Genomic DNA, 16,084 nt, shown 5'->3' on the forward strand with positions numbered 1-16,084 from the left:
AGGGCTAGAGCCGGAACCACTTTCGGACCAGTAGCGCGAAGAACACCGATATCGACACCACGCCCAGCCAGGCCTCGACCGCGAACAGCGCCTCCGCGGGTGCCGCCATATCCTTGGTATTGCCCGGATCGAGCGGATTGAGGAAGCCGACGGTGCACAGGTAGATGACATCGCCCCGCGATACGGTGCCCCGCCAGGCCAGGCCCAGTAGGGAGAACACCACCAGCTGCACGGCCACCCAGCCGAGCAGCCAGAACGGCCGATAGCCGTAGCCGCACAACAGATCCGATATCGCGCCCGGAATGCGCCGCCAGGCCGGTGTGGTGGCGCGCCGCCGGGCTCTGGCCAGGGCGAGGCCGCAGCGATCCTCGGCCTGCACATCCTCGGTGAGGCGGTGCAGTGCCACCGCGCGCCGCCAGGCCAGCACCGCGTGCGCGGGCAATCCGGCCTTGCGTAGTTCCTCCGCCAGTGTCTCGAATTCCGTTGCGAGCAGCACATTCTGGGTTTGACTCAGGCGCAGCGGGCCGCGGAATTCGACCTCCGCGGCGAGCAGTCCGGCCAGCAGCGGCGTGCGCCAGGCCTCGGTGCCCGGGGTCAGCTGCGGGGCCTTCTCGTACAGTGCGACGAACATCAGCCGATTACCGCGACGGCCCAGGCCGAGCAGTTCGGATCTGTCGATCAATGCTTCGACGCGACCGTGGAAGTCATCCAGCACAGTCGGTTTCGAGAGATCGGCGGCGCCCGTCGAATCGATCTTCTCGGTGTGCCTGGCCGCGCGGTCCTCGATATTCTCGATGACCGAATTCAGCCGCCCCCACCGTTCGTCAGCCGTCGGCATTCGGCTACTCCCCCGTTGCGAACCACCAATCAGGTTCCAGGGTAACCGTTTTCAGTCCAGCAGGGCGGGCAACGGATCGGGCACCCGGTGCACCTTGTAGATCAGCACATCGCGGGGCTCGTCATCGCCGAAATACCGTTCATCGCGCTCGTGCAGGACGAAGCCGAAATCCTTGAACAGGTTGTAGGCGGGCTGATTCTTCGGGTCAACGGTCAGCAGCACCTCGTCCACATCGCCCTTGTCGCGGCAGACGTCGACGGTGTGCTGGAGCAGACCCCGGCCGTAACCGTGGCCGCGGGCATCGGGGGAGACGGCCAGGCTGATCAGCCAGGCGCGGCCGCCCTCACCGATGGTCAGGGCGTAGCCGACCACCTTCTCCTCGTCGTCGTCACCGAATTCGACGGCGACGACACAGCCGGAACTGTGCGCGTCCAGTAGTTGGCGGAGCACGAAGTACGGATAGCGGTCGCGGAAGGCCGCCGCGTCGATGATCTGGATGTCGGGCAGGTCGGCCCGCTCCGGCACCCGGTACACGGGCGACGATCGAACTGTCTCCGCGATGGTGGTCATCTGCTCCCTTGCGTTCGTACACAAGTCTCTGAGTCAAGCCTAGACGGCACACCGGTCCGGTGTCTCCGCAAACGAGCCAGGAGGCAGTGTACTCACAGGTGAGAGCGGTGGTGGGATGCGGTTCGGCCCGCCTGCCGTCTGCCGGACGGGCGGGCCGAACCGCGCTGACGCATCGCGGCGGGGGTTGGCCGGCGCACCCAGGAGGTAGGAAGGTGCGACGGCTATCGAAAGGCGGTGCGGCAGCTGCTTTCGCGGCCAGGGGCCTTCCCCGGCCCTTGGACGCGGCGCCGCCGGATGAGCGCGCGGCGGCGATCGAGCATCCACCACAGTGCTCGAAAGACCGCGCGCTCATACCGATCGGCGCCGGTTGTCATGGCAGGGCGCGCTCGTCGAGGACGCAGCGCCCCTCGTCCACCAGCGTCGCGCGGGCGCGGCGCCGCACCTTGCAGGTCTGAACCGTGCAATCGAGGTGCAATTGCATTGCGGCGTGGGCCTGTTCGGTGCTCATGACACCGGGATCCCTGCGACACCGCAGCAATCCGGCTACATGCATATTGAGGGCGGTCAGTTGCATGATCCGACCTCCGCAAGAGAGAGGTGGTAGGGGGTGACTGCTTCGGCCATGACTCCTCGTTCCGCATGGAATTCCTGAAGTGCCCGGAGCATTCAGGAAACGAAAGGGGACTGGCAACACCGCCCCGGGCACATATCCAGCACACCATGAGCAGCCGTCCGGCGGGTGATTTTCGAAGATGAGAACGCAAAATTGCGCGAATTCCCAGCAGTGAATCCAACTGGGAGAGGAAGATTCTCCATAGTGGACGAAGCCCCCAGCCGATGAGAAGTGCGTCCGGGCGGGAGCCGGTGTGCCGCAACACTATCGTGCCGCCAGCCCTCCGGCATCGTCGTGCCGCCGCCCCGCTCGTGCCCGCGACCGAGAACGGAGCGCGCTGTGTCAGAGAGCCCTGCGTCATCGACCCTGCCCCGCCGCCAGCTCGGGCGCTATTTACGGGATTGGCGGATACAGGCGGGATTGACCATCGCCGAGGCCGCCAAACTCATGGAATGGGGCGCGAGCACGCTGCAGCGGCTGGAGAAGGGCAATGCCGATCGCATCCGCACCATCGACATCCACGAACTCTGCCGCATCTACGGCATCCCGGCCGAGATCGCCGAGGGGCTCAAGGGTTTGGCGCAGCAGGCCGCGGTGAAGAGCTGGTGGCACTCCTACGGCGACCTCATTCCGGAGAACTTCGACGTCTACGTCGGCCTGGAGGCATCCGCGCAGCAGTTGTCCTGCTACCAATCGGAATTGGTGCCCGGACTGCTCCAGATCGCCGATTACGCAAGGGCCCTGAACACCCTCGGATATCCGGAAGAGTCTGCGGCGGAGGTGAATCGGCGGGTCCAGCTGCGGTTGCAGCGGCAGGCGCTGATCACCCGCCGCATGCATCCGGCGACGGTCGCCATGGTGTTGCACGAATCGGTATTGCGCCGGTCGGTGGGAGGTGCAAGGGTGATGGCGGCGCAGGTGCGGCACCTGGCGGAGGTGAGCACCAGACCCAATGTCGCATTGCGCATCCTGCCCTTTGATGCCGGTGTCCCCCTGGGACTTTCGACCGGACCATTCGTGATTCTCGAGTTCGGGACCGATGGCAAAGGGCAGCCGGTGGAACCCCCGGTGGTGTACGTGGAGGGGTTCACCGGCGATCTGTATCTCGAAAGACAGGGCGATGTTCAGCGCTATCGCCGGGCGCAGGGATGCCTGGAACGCTGCGCGCTGGAGGTCCAGGACAGCAGAAACCTGCTGCGGCAGGTGGCGAAGGAGTATTCGGCATGAGTGTGCAGGATCTGGCCGGTGCGCGCTGGTTCAAGAGCAGCCGCAGCGGGGCCGGTAAGGAGTGCGTCGAGGTGGCGTTCCTGACCGGCGGGCAGGTGGGTGTGCGGGACAGCAAGAATCCCGGCGGGCCCGCCCTGGTGTTCGGTGCGCGGGAATGGGATTCGTTCACGGAATTGATCGTGCGCGATTGATAACGGTCGGCGGGCGATGAACTTCCTGTTCATCCCCCGCCCCGCCCAAGATCACGAAACGGCGGCCGTTGCATATCGAAAACATGTTTGCGACGGCTAAAGTTGGGTATCCAAGTATTCGTGGACCGAGGGCTGAAGAATTCCCGACCCCGGTACCGCAAAGTAGGTCCCGATGACTGGATGGAACGGCTGATCGTAGGGATGCTCTTCGCGGTATCGGCGATGGGCGTATACGTACTCACCGGAGCATTGGTATCGGCGGTGGCCGTGGGGCTGCTGGTCGGCGCGGTGGCGCTGGGCGTCGTCGCGATGCTGTGATCTCACCCGCCATACCGTAAGAACTGCCCGCCGTTCCGTGGAACGACGGGCAGTACGCGTATCAGCGCCGGAAGAGCTTGTTGCCCAGCCAGACCAGCGGATCGTATTTGTGATCGGCCACCCGCTCCTTGAGCGGGATCAGCGCATTGTCGGTGATCTTGATGTGTTCCGGGCACACCTCGGTACAGCATTTGGTGATATTGCAGAATCCGAGCCCGGCCTCGTCCTGCGCCAGATCGCGCCGATCCGCCACATCCAGGGGATGCATTTCGAGTTCCGCGATCCGCATCAGATAGCGCGGCCCGGCGAACTCCTGCTTGTTCTCCTCGTGATCACGGACAACGTGACAGGTGTTCTGACACAGGAAGCATTCGATGCACTTGCGGAATTCCTGCGACCGCTCCACATCCTGCTGCTGCATGCGGTACTCGCCGGGTTTCAGATCAACCGGGGGAGTGAAGGACGGGATTTCCCGCGCCTTCTGGTAATTGAACGACACATCGGTGACCAGATCCCGGATCACCGGGAAGGTGCGCAGTGGCGTCACGGTGACGACGTCATCCGGGGTGAAGGTGTTCATGCGGGTCATGCACAGCAGTCGCGGCCGCCCGTTCACCTCCGCCGAACACGATCCGCACTTGCCCGCCTTGCAATTCCAGCGCACCGCCAGATCCGGTGTCTGGGTGGCCTGCAGGCGATGGATCACATCGAGCACGACCTCGCCCTCGTTCACCTGGACGGTGAAGTCCTGGAGCTCGCCGCCCTCGATATCGCCGCGCCAGACCTTGAACTTCGCGTCGTAAGCCATGGCTATTCCGCCTCTCCGGCGTCGCCGTCCCGCACGGGTGCGAGATCGGCGGTGCTGTAATACTTTTCGAGTTCGTTCAGTTCGAACAGCCGCAGCAGATCGGTGCGCATGGGGATCTGCTGTTCGGGCGTGACCGTCACCGACGGCACCGAGAAACCGATCTCGTCCGGATCGATGCGGCAGACCAGTAGCTTGTTCCGCCACGCCGGATCCATGCCCGGATGATCGTCGCGGGTATGCCCGCCGCGAGATTCGGTGCGCAGCAACGCCGCCTGCGCCACGCATTCGCTGATGAGCAGCATATTGCGCAGGTCCAGTGCGAGATGCCAGCCCGGATTGAACTGCCGGTGTCCCTCGATGGTGACCCCGTCGTAGCGATCGCGCAGTTCGGAGAGCTTCTCGATGGCCTGCTTCAGCTCACCCTCCTTGCGGATGATGCCGACCAGGTCGTTCATGGTCTGCTGCAGGTCCAGGTGCATGGTGTACGGGTTCTCGCCCGGACCCTCGGCGGCCGGATCGAACGGCACCACAGCGGCTTTCGCGGCGGCGGCGATATCCTGATCGGTGATCTTGGGCCGTCCGGGCAGCTGCTCCACGTAGGTCGCCGCGCCCAATCCGGCGCGACGCCCGAACACCAGCAGATCCGACAGCGAGTTGCCGCCGAGCCGGTTGGAGCCGTGCATACCGCCGGAACACTCACCGGCGGCGAACAATCCGGGCACGGTGGCCGCGCCGGTATCGGGATCGACCTCGATGCCACCCATCACGTAGTGACAGGTGGGGCCGACTTCCATCGGCTCGGAGGTGATATCGACATCGGCCAGTTCCAGGAACTGGTGATGCATGGACGGCAGCCGCTTCTTGATCTCGGCGGCGGGCAGCCGGGACGAAATGTCAAGGTACACACCGCCGTGCTCGGTGCCGCGGCCCGCCTTGACCTCTTCGTTGATGGCGCGCGCGACCTCGTCGCGGGGGAGCAGGTCGGGGGTGCGGCGCGCGGAGTCGTTGTCCTTGAGCCACTGATCGGCTTCTTCCTCCGATTCGGCGTACTGCCCCTTGAAGACCCCGGGGATGTAGTCGAACATGAAGCGTTTGCCGTCCGAATTCTTCAGCACGCCACCGTCACCGCGCACGCCCTCGGTGACCAGGATGCCCTTCACCGACGGCGGCCAGACCATGCCGGTCGGATGGAATTGCAGGAATTCCATATTGATCAGCGTCGCGCCCGCGCGCAGGGCGAGGGCGTGGCCGTCCCCGGTGTACTCCCAGGAATTGGATGTCACCTTGTAGGACTTGCCGATTCCGCCGGTGGCCAGCACCACGGCCGGGGTCTCGAACAGCACGAACCGGCCCGATTCGCGCCAGTAGCCGAACGCGCCGGAGATCTTGTCGCCGTCCTTGAGCAGTTCGGTGATGGTCAGCTCGGCGAACACCTTGATGCGCGCCTCGTAATCACCGGTGGCGGCGAAGTCCTCCTGCTGCAGCGAGACGATCTTCTGCTGCATGGTGCGAATGAGTTCGAGCCCGGTGCGGTCGCCGACGTGCGCGAGCCGCGGGTAGGTGTGGCCGCCGAAGTTGCGCTGGCTGATCCGGCCGTCCTTGGTCCGATCGAACAGCGCCCCATAGGTTTCCAGTTCCCACACCCGGTCCGGGGCCTCCTGCGCGTGCAGTTCGGCCATCCGCCAGTTGTTGAGGAATTTGCCACCGCGCATGGTGTCCTTGAAATGGGTCTGCCAATTGTCCTTCTCATTGGCATTGCCCATGGCGGCCGCGCAGCCGCCCTCGGCCATGACGGTGTGCGCCTTGCCGAACAGCGATTTGCACACCACCGCCACCGAGAGACCGTGTTCGCGGGCTTCGATCACCGCACGCAGTCCGGCGCCGCCCGCACCGATGACCACGACGTCGTACTTGTGCCGTTCGACTTCAGGCATGGAACCGAATACTCCTGACAGACTTGAGGATTGGGATCAGCGAAGCGTGCTCAGCCGATGAGACGCGGATCGCTGATGGTGCCGCTCGCGACCAACATGACGTAGAAGTCGGTGAGGATGAGCGTGCCGAGGGTGGTCCAGGCCAGCAGCATGTGCCGGGTGTTCAGCGCCGAGACCTTGGTCCAGAACCAGTAGCGCACCGGATGCGCGGAGAAGTGCTTGAGCCGCCCGCCCGCGATATGCCGGCAGGAGTGGCAGGACAGCGTGTATGCCCACAGCAGCAGCGCGTTGCCGGTGATGATGATGGTGCCCAGGCCGATGCCGAAGCCACCGTCCTTGCCGTGGAACGAGATCGCCGCGTCATAGGTGTTGATCACCGCGATGATGGCCGCCACGAAGAAGAAGTAGCGGTGCGCGTTCTGGATGATCAGCGGCAGCTTGGTCTCGCCGGTGTACTTGGCGTGCGGTTCGGCCACGGCGCAGGCCGGCGGGGAGAACCACACCGCGCGGTAATAGGCCTTGCGGTAGTAGTAGCAGGTGAGCCGGAACAGCAACAGGAACGGCAACACCAGAAAGCCCAGTGGAATCCACATGGGCAGGTGGCCGATCGGCGTGCCGAGGTGGCTCGAACCCTCGACGCACGACGCGCTCAGGCACGGCGAGTAGAACGGCGTCAGATAGTGGTAGTCGTTCACCCAATACGCCGCGCGCGCAAAGGATCTCACGGTGGCGTAGATGACGAAGGTGCCGAGGCCCAGCACGGTGACCAGCGGTGGAACCCACCAGCTGTCGGTCCGTAGGGTGCGCGCGGAGATGGCCGCGCGGCCCTTGCTGAATACCCCGGTTGTGCTCGATTCAGGACCCTTGACTGGTGCGGCGCTCACTGCTGGATGCCTCGCTGCTCTACCCCGTGGAACGTCATCGTTACCTCCGGCATCGAATGTGATGGTGAGCACCCTACGACAGGGCAGCTATCACTCGAGCTCGGTACCGCGAATTCGTGATCCCGTGATTTGCGCCACAATCCGTGATTTTCCCGGCCTGTCGTTTGATTGGTGAACAAACGGCTATCTCAGCCGTCACACAGCAGCAACAACACTGTGGGACCTTGCCCTGTAGTGAGTTAGGAGCTGTTGTGATGAGAAGAGCCGCAATCGTCATGCCGATGCGCACACCGGTCGGTCTGCCGGGCGGCGCACTCGCTGCGGTCGCCCCGCAACGGCTGATCTCGACCGTGCTGAGCGCGGTGGTGGGCCGGTCGGGCATCGATCCGTACCGCATCGAACAACTCGTCACCGCGGTGCCGGATCAGCGCGCGGTGCGCGCCGCGGTGCCGCTGGCCGGATTGCCGCCCACCGTGGGGGAATTCCCGCTCGGCGCGGGACCGGGCGGTGGACTGCGCGCCCTGATCACCGCGGCCATGATGGTGCAGACCGGATCCGCGGATGTGGTGCTCACGCTCGGCGCCGAATTCCCCTGCGCCCCGGTGCAACCCAGGGGACCGGTCGGTCCGGGGCCGCTGGGTGCGGGACCGCTGCCGACCGGTCCGCGCAATGGCAGGCCCATCGGCGCGCAGCGGGTCGCACCGCCCGCGCCGAACGGTGTGGCCGTGGGTAGCGGTGTGGCCATGGGTGTTGACACCGGCGAACAGCTGGCGGTGTGGGCCGCGGCCGAGGGTGTGCGCCGTCCGCAGGAATCCAAGTACGCGGATCTGCTCGCGCAGCACTACGGGATTTCCCGGCTCGAGGCCGATGAGTTCGCCGCGGCCAGTCACCGCCGCGCCGCGCGCGCCCGGCGACAGGGCATCTTCGGTGAGGAGACCGCGCCGGTGGTGGTGAACGCCATCGCCGGTGATGTGAATTCCGGTGTGGTGCAACTGGTCGACCGCGATGAGGGGCTGCGCGACGATGTGTCCGCGCGCGCCTTCGCGGCGCTGGAACCGTTCCTGCCGGGCGGCGTCACCACCGTCGGCAACAGCAGCACCCGCACCCTGGCCGCCTCGGCCTGCCTGGTGGTGGCCGAGGACCGCCTCGTCGATCTGGGACTGGAACCGCTCGGCTATCTCGTCGGCTGGGCCGCCGCCACCGGTGAACCTGATCAGGCCGTGCCCGCAGCCGCTCCCGCCATCGAAAAAGCTTTGGGACGCAGCGGTTTCGGTCTGGAAGCCCTGGACCTGCTGGAGATCGACGAGACCAGCGCGGTGGAAGTGCTTGCGCTGACCCGGCTTTGGGAGCGCGAGGGCTGGGAATTCGATCCCGCCGACCGCCTCAACGTGCACGGCGCGGCCATCGCGCTCGGGGATCCGGGCGGTGCCGCCGGACTGCGCATGGTGACCACGCTGCTGCACGAATTGGCCCGCAGCGAAGGCGGTTACGGGCTGGCCGCAATTCCCACCGGCCCCGCCGAGGCGCTGGCCGCGGTCTTCGAATCGGCCTACACCGAACAAGTCGCTCCGACCCCGCGCGGTGCGCGCTTCCACGGGGCGCGTCCGCCCCGGCGTTTCGGCAGGCACCGCGCCTGATCCGAATTCGACACGCCGTTCGACACACCGACTATTGCTGCTGAACGGAAAAGTTCCGCGCGCACGGATAGCACGTGTTCCTGGTTAGCGGAAGCCGATGTTTTCGGGGGAGTGCCCAAATCAGCTGTGGTTGCTGAAAATTCGCCTGATCGATAGTGCGCGTGGCGAAGAATTTTTCACGTGATGTCTTGATCATAAACTGGTCGCTTGTTATGTTGCCTGCGTCACGTTCATTGATGAATGTGAACGTTTCTCTTTGCGGGCAGGCGCCGTTCGCACGGGGCAACGACGAACGCGCACAAGGAGATTCACGATGGGTTCGTTGAGCGATCTGCTCGGCTCCATAATTCCGGCTCTCGGCTCCGCGGTCGCGGGCGACAGCCTGCTGGACACCTTCCTCGGCTCGCTCGCCGCCTTCCGCGGCAAATAGCCGAACAATTCGCTAAATCACAAGCACGGCAAGGAGATACACCATGGGATCACTCTGGGATGTGCTCGGTAAGGGCAGCGGCAGCATCGGCAGCCTGGGCACCACGATTGTGAACGCGCTGATCACGCTGAGCGGCGGCACGCCCGCGGCGGGCAAGTAGACAGACGGATAGTCGATTACGGGGGCGCACCGACTCGGGTGCGCCCCCTTGGCGATAGCACAGGGGCACAGGCGATTTCATGAGTACACGGCGGTTGCGCAACACCGCGTTCGGGCTGAGTCTGCTGGCCGCGGCCCTGCTCTGGACCCCCGCCGGTCCCGCCCGAGCCCAGGATGCCGGCCCGGCCCGGCTGATATCGCAGACCGCGGGAGCGGGACGGCTGATTCAGATCAGCGTCCACTCACCGGCGATGGACCGCGATATCGCACTCCAGGTGCTGCGCCCGGTGGATACCGCCACCCCCGCGCCCACGCTCTATCTGCTCAACGGCGCGGGCGGCGGCGAAGACGCCGCGAGCTGGGTCGCGCAAACCGATCTGAACGGCTTCTTCACCGATAAACAGGTCAATATCGTCGTCCCGATGGAGGGCGCGTTCAGCTACTACACCGATTGGCAGCAGGACGATCCCGGCCTGGGCAAGCTGCTCGGCAACAACGGCCGGAACAAATGGGCCACCTTCCTCACCGAGGAACTGCCGCCGGTCATCGACCGCGCCTTCGGAACCAACGGCGTGAACGGGCTGGCGGGCATTTCCATGGCGGGTACCTCGGTACTCGATCTGGCCATCCAGGCGCCCGAGCTGTACCGCACCGTCGCCGCGTACAGCGGCTGCGCCATGACCAGTGATCCACTGGGACAGTCGTTCATCAACTTCGTCATCAGCCTCGGCGGCGGTCGCGCACAGAATATGTGGGGTCCGCTGAACGGTCCGGAATGGCGTGCGCACGATGTGCTGCTGAACGCGGACCGGCTGCCGCGCATCCCCATGTACATCTCCAGCGGCACCGGGCTGCCCGGCCCGCACGATGTGCTGGCCGATCCGACCGTGCGGCAGAACACCAAGACCCTGGCCAATCAGATGATGGTCGGCGGCGGTATCGAGGCGGCCACCAACTACTGCACCGCCCGGCTCGCCGATCGCACGAACGCACTGGGCCGCACCGACATCACCTACAACCTCGATGCACCGGGCACCCACTCCTGGGGCTACTGGCAGGACGAACTGCACCGCTCCTGGCCGGTGCTCGGTCCGGCGCTGGGGCTGTAATCCTTTCAGTCCCGGTGGGATTCGAGTGCCTGCCAGAGCTCGTCGAACGAGCGCAGCAGTAATTCCCCGTAGTGCCCGGTATCGGGCAGCATGGCGGTGTCGGCGCTGAAACTGATGATCAGCTCATCGCCCTGCGAGGTGGTCAGATGCCGCAGACCGTCACCGTCCATGATCGGCAGCGCACCGAACGCGCTGATCATCGGCGCACCCAGGAAGGCCAGCCGTTCCGCCACCGGCGGCACATTGCTGACAGTGGTATTGGACAGCGGCACCTGCGCGACATCATCGAATCGCCGCTGCGCCCTGCCCCATCCGGCCAATCGCAGCAGCCACGCGGGGGAGGTCTGCACGCGTTCCTGCCGCCGTAGATACGCCGGATCGCCGCCGCGTTCCTTCTCCCGTCGCACCGATTCCCGGATGGCGCGCAGCCGCCGCACCGGATCGGCGATATCGGTATGCAGATCGACCGACATCTGGGTGAGTTGATTCACCGAATCCCAGTGCGCGAGACCGCGCATGGAGCGCGGCACCATGGCGGCCAGCGAATCGGCGGGTGTCTCGCCCTGCTCGTCCAGGTAGGCGGCGAGCGCTCCGGCGACCACGGTCAGCACCAGATCGTTGACCGTAATCCTCTCCGGGGCAGCGGCTTTGGCCTTCAGGACAGCGGCCATGGGAATGCGCACCAGATCGAATCCGAAGCGCGGATCCACTTTTCGATTGAACCGGGTGGCGGGCCGCATGGCGAGCGGTTCCGGGGCCGATGACGGGACGGCGCGGGTGCTCCGCAATCCGAGGGCGAACCGGAGCAACCGGTACGGCTGTGTCACCACCGCGCGGGCGAGCGCCCGGCGGGCGGACCATTCCCGGGCGTCGCCGGAATCGATCGGTGTCGGTAATGCGCTGCCGTCGAACAACTTCAGTTCGAGTTCCCGGGTCGCCACACCGTCACCGGCACTGTGATGGAAGCCGAGCAGGACCAGGGTCACGGTCGCATCGGGCCTGCCCGGATATTCGGTGACCGCCTCGAAGATGTGAATCCGCCACGGCGGCCGGGTGAGATCCATTCGGGTGGCGGCGATTTCGGCGATCCGGGCGCGTACCGCGCTCCAGTCCCGAGCCGATTCCATCGAGACGTGCCGATGGATGTCGAAGTCCGCGTCCCATACCCAATAGGGCAGATCCAGATCCCCCGGCACCCGCGCCAGTCGGCGCTGGAACAACCGGAAATGCCCGAGACGCGCTCGGACCCAGGCGATCACGGTCGCGGCATCGGGGGGCGAGGCTCCGGCCGCGGTGGCGTCGAAGGCGTACACCGCGACGATATTCGACGGGTGCCGCTCGAATTCGTCATAGACGAAGACGGCATCGCGCGCCGTCAATTGCTCCGCGCGACTCACACACATACTCCTGCCCGGGACCGCCCCATCGCGATGGACGGGTACTGCCGGGCAGCATTGTCCCGGGCGGGAGTTTAGTGATTCCCCACGCCGGTGTGGGCGGAAGTGTCGATGAAGTGGGAGTTACTTGGTGCGCGGGCGGGAGTGGAAGCCGAGGCCCTCGTCCTGCGCGCCCATCCATGCCGCCTCGTCGTGTTTGGCATCCGGGACGTAGATGGGTTCCTGCTTGGCCTTCGCCGATTCGCTCGGCGGGGCCTGCTCGAATTCATCGGCGTCGATGACGAGCCTCTCCAGATCGTTCTCCAACCGGCGGATGGAACCGGTCTCCCCGTAGTGGGAACGCAATGCGGTGACGCACTGCCGGAGCTGGCCGACCGTGTAGCGGAGTTCCGCAATCTCGCTGCGTGTCATCGAAAGCCTCCTCGAGCCGTGTGACCGACCACACAATATGATCTACAACACAGTACGTGAAGATACTCTGTTCGTCTCGTCGCAGAGCGATATTCGCTGGTCAGCGGCCTGTCCCCGGTGCCGATCCGGGCCGCCGACGCGACAGTCGCGACCCGGAACGACCAGCGCCTCACCCCGCGATGGCGAACTCCGGGCCACAGTCCTCGCCGCGCCCGCAGGGCCGTTCCGCCGGATCCGCCAGCGCCGCCACGGCCCGATCCACCAGTGCCGCAATGGAAGCCGCGACCTCTTCGGCGCGCTCCATGATCACGCTGTGCCCGGCGCCGTCCAGCCGCACCAGTTCCACATCGTCCAGCTGCGAAGCCAGCACCACCGAATGCGCGAACGGGATGACGATGTCCGCCGAACCGGCCAGCACCAGCGCCGGAATCGCGCCCAGCCGGTGCAGGGTGGCGGTCTCGTCGAAGCGCATCAGCGATTCCAGGAAACTCGCCATGGTCAGCAGCGAGGTCTCGTTCAGCATGGCCGTGGCCACCGCCAGTACCCGCGGGCTGATCTTGCGGGTGCCCAGGGTGGCCTCGCGCATGATCGGCTCGAACAGATGCCGGGTGAAATGCTTGGACGCCTGCATGGCGCGCGGGGCACGGCGTACCGCGACCCGCAGCGAGGTCACGGCGGGACCGTTCAGCAGGCGGCCCAGGCCGACCCGGGTGACGCTGTTGGCCGCGCCCGCCAGCAGCCCCACGCCGATGATGCGGGTGCCGATGGTCTCGGGGAAGAGCCGGGCGTAGGCCAGGATGGTCATGGCCCCCATCGAATGACCAACCAGCACAACCGGACCCGTTGGTGCGACCGCGCGCAGCACGGCGTCCATATCCAGTGCCAGCTGATCGATGGTGTAGGTGGCCGGATCGGCCGCACCCGAATTGCCGTGTCCGCGATGGTCGTAGAACACCATGTGCGTGCTCTCGCCCCAGCGCCGTCGCAGATGCTCGCGCAACAGCTCCCAGGATTCGGTGCGCAGGCAGTGCCCGTGTGCGAAGACCACGGTGAGCGGTGCGCCGGCGGGGCCGAATTCGCGGACGGCGATCGGCACGCCATCGTCCGCGGTGACGGTCAGGTGGTGACCGTCGTGATCGGCGGCGGGGGTGCGGATGGACATGACGGCCTCCTGGAGAGTTCGCCTCTTGCCCGGTTGTCGATGGGTATTGCCGCTCCGTTAACCGTTCACACCATGCGTTATGCACAAGTTGTCCAACCGATGCCGGTGATCGATATACCGATTCGACCGGATTTCTGCGCCATCGCTGCGCAATCGGACTATCTACAGCTTTCTAGTGATGGCACTAGAAAGCTGTAGATGCTTATGAGAACTACAGACCGCCTGGTCAACGCGCACGCCCGCGTTCTCGACAGCAATCTGCCCCTCTCTACCCGAGAAGCTAGAGAGGGGCAGATTTACCTGACGAGCGCTAGGCGGACGAGTACTAGGTGGACGAGGCCGCCTTCGTCGACGGCAGGAACGGCCGGATCAGGTTCTGCTCCGTAGACGGTCCGAACTGCCATTCGGAGATCCACGGCCCGGTGCCCTCGCTGGGATCCAGCGCACCGCCCTCCAGCCAGCTGTAGCGGCCGTCCAGAATGCCCCGGGTCAGTTCGGTATCGGCGTCATCGGTGTTGTCCCACAGGGATTCGAACAGCCGCTGCACTCGGATACGGGACTGACGGCAGAACACCTCGGCCAGCTCCTCGGCCGCCGCACCGTCCGGATCGCCCGCCACCCGCAGGGATTGCGCCTTCACGCACGCGGCGGCCATCGCGAACAGTTCCGCGCCGATATCCACGATGCGACCCAGGAAACCCTGCTTGTACTCCAATTTCGCCTGCCAGCGCGCCATTCCGTACATGAGCGCCCGGGCCTGCTTGCGCGACATGCGCTCCACGAACCGCATATGCCGTGCCAGCGGGCCGAATTCGCCGAAGGTGGCCGGTACCGTGCCGGTGCCCACGGCCAACTGCGGGAACCACTTGGCGTAGAAACCGCTCGCGCCGACCGCCGCCTTCGCCTTGTCCTTGAGTTCGGCATTGCGATCGACCAGCGCGCCCGCCGCCGACATATGCGCATCGGCCATCTCGCGTGCGATCAGCAGCCGCATGATCTCGCTGGAACCCTCGAAGATGCGATTGATGCGCAGATCGCGCACCATCTGCTCCGCGCCCACCGCGCGTTCGCCGCGCGCGGCCAGCGAGGCCGCCGTCTCGTAGCCGCGGCCGCCGCGAATCTGCACCAGCTCATCGGCGATGGTGCAGGCCATCTCCGACGCCCACAGCTTGGCCAGCGCGGCCTCGATGCGAATGTCATTGCGGTTCTCATCGCACATGGTGGCGGACAGGTCCAGCACCGCCTCCAGCGCGAAAGTGGTTGCGGCGATGAAGGACAGCTTGGAACCGACCGCGGCGTGCTCACCTACCGGGCGGCCCCACTGCACGCGCGCACCGCTCCATTCGCGGGCGATCTTGAGCGACCACTTGGCCGCCGCGGTACACATCGCGGGGATGGCGAGGCGGCCCGCGTTCAGCGTGGTGAGCGCGATCTTGAGGCCGTCACCCTCGCGGCCGACCAGATTGCGCTTGGGCACCCGCACATCGTGCATGCGGGTGACGCCGTTCTCGATACCGCGCAGGCCCATGAACGAATTACGGCGCTCCACCGTGATTCCCGGACTGTCCGCCTCCACGATGAACGCCGAGATGCCGCCGCGATGGCCCTCGCTCTTGGGCACCCGGGCCATCACCACGAGCAGTTCGGCGACCACGCCATTGGTGGTCCACAGCTTCACGCCGTTGAGTTCGTAGGCTTCGCCGTCGGCGGTCGGGGTGGCGGTGCAGGCCATGCGCGCCGGATCCGAGCCCACATCGGGTTCGGTGAGCAGGAACGCGCTCACCGCGCCTTTGGCGCAGCGCGGCAGGAACTCTCGCTTCTGTTCATCGGTGCCCGCGAGTTTCAGCGGTTCCGGGACGCCGATCGACTGGTGCGCCGAGAGCAGTACGCCGAGGCTGGCGTGCGCGGAACCGACCAGCATGAGCGCGCGGTTGTAGCCCACCTGGGTGAGGCCGACGCCGCCGTACTCCTCCGGAATCTTGAGGCCGAAGCAGCCGAGTTCGGCCAACCCGCGCACATATTCGTCCGGAATCCGGCCCTCGGCCTCGATGCGCAGGCCGTCGATGGTTTCGCAGAAGGCCTGCAGGCGGGTCAGATACAGATCCATCTTGGTCTGATCCGCCGTGCTCGGCTTCGGGAACGGATGGATCAGATCGAGGCGGAAGCGGCCGAGGAACATCTCCTTCGCGAAAGAGGGTTTGGCCCAGTCGGTTTCGCGGGACTCCTCGACAAGTGCGCGGGCCTGCTCTTCGGTGGCATCGACTTTCGCTGTGGTCGCCATAGCGTCCTCCTCGGAGGTGATCGGAATCACATTCGAGTGTAGAAGTCTTTGTTACCCACCGGTAGACGCCAGTTAAGATCAAAAACCCTTGTCGGACAATGATCTTGGTTGCACA

Annotated in this window: 15 protein-coding genes; 5 read left to right on the top strand and 10 right to left on the bottom strand. The window is 65.6% G+C overall.

Annotated features, from left to right (window positions below; genetic code table 11):
- Positions 1-4: 4 nt before the first annotated feature.
- The 3 genes from ACFVUS_RS21845 to ACFVUS_RS21855 all read right to left on the bottom strand — a co-directional run bounded on the left by ACFVUS_RS21845 (position 5) and on the right by ACFVUS_RS21855 (position 1,982).
- Entirely contained in the window at positions 5-838 is an 834-nt protein-coding gene (locus ACFVUS_RS21845; protein ID WP_387768996.1) for a hypothetical protein, read from the bottom strand.
- A gap of 51 nt (positions 839-889) precedes the next feature.
- Positions 890-1,408: a GNAT family N-acetyltransferase gene (locus ACFVUS_RS21850; protein ID WP_387768999.1), complete on the bottom strand. Its 519-nt coding sequence runs from the start codon at positions 1,406-1,408 to the stop codon at positions 890-892.
- Between the two features lie 370 nt (positions 1,409-1,778).
- Positions 1,779-1,982 (bottom strand): hypothetical protein, encoded by a 204-nt coding sequence (locus tag ACFVUS_RS21855; RefSeq protein WP_387769002.1) that lies wholly within the window; start codon positions 1,980-1,982, stop codon positions 1,779-1,781.
- Between the two features lie 378 nt (positions 1,983-2,360).
- Between ACFVUS_RS21855 and ACFVUS_RS21860 the strand changes: the two genes are divergently transcribed.
- The 3 genes from ACFVUS_RS21860 to ACFVUS_RS21870 all read left to right on the top strand — a co-directional run bounded on the left by ACFVUS_RS21860 (position 2,361) and on the right by ACFVUS_RS21870 (position 3,757).
- Positions 2,361-3,248 carry a helix-turn-helix domain-containing protein gene (locus ACFVUS_RS21860; RefSeq protein WP_376071297.1) on the top strand — a complete coding sequence of 296 codons (888 nt, stop codon included), beginning with the start codon at positions 2,361-2,363 and terminating at the stop codon, positions 3,246-3,248.
- Positions 3,245-3,439 carry a DUF397 domain-containing protein gene (locus ACFVUS_RS21865; protein ID WP_387769007.1) on the top strand — a complete coding sequence of 65 codons (195 nt, stop codon included), beginning with the start codon at positions 3,245-3,247 and terminating at the stop codon, positions 3,437-3,439. Before ACFVUS_RS21860 ends, ACFVUS_RS21865 begins: the two co-directional genes overlap by 4 nt.
- A 180-nt stretch (positions 3,440-3,619) precedes the next feature.
- The gene (locus ACFVUS_RS21870) at positions 3,620-3,757 is read left to right on the top strand and encodes a hypothetical protein (protein WP_387769010.1); all 138 of its coding nucleotides are present in this window, start codon (positions 3,620-3,622) and stop codon (positions 3,755-3,757) included.
- Positions 3,758-3,818: 61 nt separating this feature from the next.
- Here ACFVUS_RS21870 and ACFVUS_RS21875 read toward each other — a convergent pair whose 3' ends face one another.
- From ACFVUS_RS21875 to ACFVUS_RS21885, 3 genes are read right to left on the bottom strand one after another with little or no spacing between them, the layout of a single operon-like run.
- Entirely contained in the window at positions 3,819-4,565 is a 747-nt protein-coding gene (locus ACFVUS_RS21875; RefSeq protein ID WP_387769013.1) for a succinate dehydrogenase/fumarate reductase iron-sulfur subunit, read from the bottom strand.
- A 2-nt stretch (positions 4,566-4,567) separates the two neighbouring features.
- Entirely contained in the window at positions 4,568-6,499 is a 1,932-nt protein-coding gene (locus ACFVUS_RS21880; RefSeq protein WP_387769016.1) for a fumarate reductase/succinate dehydrogenase flavoprotein subunit, read from the bottom strand.
- A gap of 50 nt (positions 6,500-6,549) precedes the next feature.
- Positions 6,550-7,383, bottom strand: a complete 834-nt coding sequence (locus ACFVUS_RS21885) for a hypothetical protein (RefSeq protein WP_364636645.1) — start codon at positions 7,381-7,383, stop codon at positions 6,550-6,552.
- 254 nt (positions 7,384-7,637) lie between these two features.
- On the opposite strand from ACFVUS_RS21885, the gene ACFVUS_RS21890 reads away from it, so the two are divergent.
- Entirely contained in the window at positions 7,638-9,020 is a 1,383-nt protein-coding gene (locus ACFVUS_RS21890; RefSeq protein ID WP_387769020.1) for an acetyl-CoA acetyltransferase, read from the top strand.
- Between the two features lie 669 nt (positions 9,021-9,689).
- Positions 9,690-10,718 (top strand): alpha/beta hydrolase, encoded by a 1,029-nt coding sequence (locus ACFVUS_RS21895; protein ID WP_387769023.1) that lies wholly within the window; start codon positions 9,690-9,692, stop codon positions 10,716-10,718.
- Positions 10,719-10,723: 5 nt separating this feature from the next.
- Here ACFVUS_RS21895 and ACFVUS_RS21900 read toward each other — a convergent pair whose 3' ends face one another.
- The 4 genes from ACFVUS_RS21900 to ACFVUS_RS21915 all read right to left on the bottom strand — a co-directional run bounded on the left by ACFVUS_RS21900 (position 10,724) and on the right by ACFVUS_RS21915 (position 15,969).
- Positions 10,724-12,115 carry a wax ester/triacylglycerol synthase family O-acyltransferase gene (locus ACFVUS_RS21900; RefSeq protein WP_387769026.1) on the bottom strand — a complete coding sequence of 464 codons (1,392 nt, stop codon included), beginning with the start codon at positions 12,113-12,115 and terminating at the stop codon, positions 10,724-10,726.
- Positions 12,116-12,238: 123 nt separating this feature from the next.
- Positions 12,239-12,526 carry a hypothetical protein gene (locus ACFVUS_RS21905; protein WP_364636637.1) on the bottom strand — a complete coding sequence of 96 codons (288 nt, stop codon included), beginning with the start codon at positions 12,524-12,526 and terminating at the stop codon, positions 12,239-12,241.
- 169 nt (positions 12,527-12,695) lie between these two features.
- Positions 12,696-13,688, bottom strand: a complete 993-nt coding sequence (locus ACFVUS_RS21910) for an alpha/beta fold hydrolase (RefSeq protein WP_387769030.1) — start codon at positions 13,686-13,688, stop codon at positions 12,696-12,698.
- A 325-nt stretch (positions 13,689-14,013) separates the two neighbouring features.
- Positions 14,014-15,969, bottom strand: coding sequence for an acyl-CoA dehydrogenase family protein (locus tag ACFVUS_RS21915; protein ID WP_387769033.1), 1,956 nt, complete (start codon positions 15,967-15,969; stop codon positions 14,014-14,016).
- Positions 15,970-16,084: the final 115 nt, after the last annotated feature.

It is taken from the genome of Nocardia sp. NPDC058058 (assembly GCF_042885355.1).
Lineage (GTDB): Bacteria > Actinomycetota > Actinomycetes > Mycobacteriales > Mycobacteriaceae > Nocardia.